Annotated in this window: 1 protein-coding gene; it reads right to left on the reverse strand. The window is 64.3% G+C overall.

The features are described from left to right. Positions 1 to 21: 21 nt before the first annotated feature. Entirely contained in the window at positions 22 to 432 is a 411-nt protein-coding gene (locus BRAO375_RS19695) for an NADH:ubiquinone oxidoreductase subunit NDUFA12 (RefSeq protein WP_009029198.1), read from the reverse strand. Positions 433 to 616: the final 184 nt, after the last annotated feature.

Genomic DNA, 616 nt, shown 5'->3' on the forward strand with positions numbered 1-616 from the left:
TCGTTCAATGCAGCAATCGACTCAGCTGCCCGGTGTCCACGGCTGATAATCGCCGGTCGCCTTCGGCCGACGGCCGCTGGCGAGCGTCGAGCCGGCCGGACGATAGGCGAGCGGCGTGCCGGTCAGGTTGGGTTGATGCGGCTTCTCCCACTCGCGGGACTTGTAGCCGTCCTGCGTCGGCGGCACATCGACCATGTGATGGATCCAGCCGTGCCACTCCGGTGGGATGCGGCTCGCTTCGGCGAGGCCGTTATAGATCACCCAGCGACGCTCGAAGTGCAGCACCGGATCGATCTTGCCGCCGGCGGTCCGATAATAGCGATTGCCCTGCGCGTCCTGCCCTACGAGCTCGCCGAACCGCCAGGTCCACAACTGGGTGCCGAAGGTCTGGCCGTTCCACCACGTGAAGAGCTTCAGAAAGAACTGTTTCATGCGCCTGGGGCCGGAATTGTGAGCGTCAGGGCTCTGATGCCACCCCACCGGCGACTTGTCCAGTGTTGCACCGCCCGCACCCGCGACGATGCACCGGTTCGCGCTGGGGAACGACCTCCCCCGGCTGCGGTTAGGTCACTTTCCCCTGATGGAGCGACATCGATGACCAGATTGAAGACATTGA

This window comes from Bradyrhizobium sp. ORS 375, from assembly GCF_000239775.1.
In the GTDB taxonomy this organism is placed as follows: Bacteria; Pseudomonadota; Alphaproteobacteria; order Rhizobiales; family Xanthobacteraceae; genus Bradyrhizobium.

What these genes read in the sequence shown, in the direction of transcription:
- BRAO375_RS19695 (WP_009029198.1), bottom strand. Translation starts at nt 432, where the DNA reads ATGAAACAGTTCTTTCTGAAGCTCTTCACGTGGTGGAACGGCCAGACC.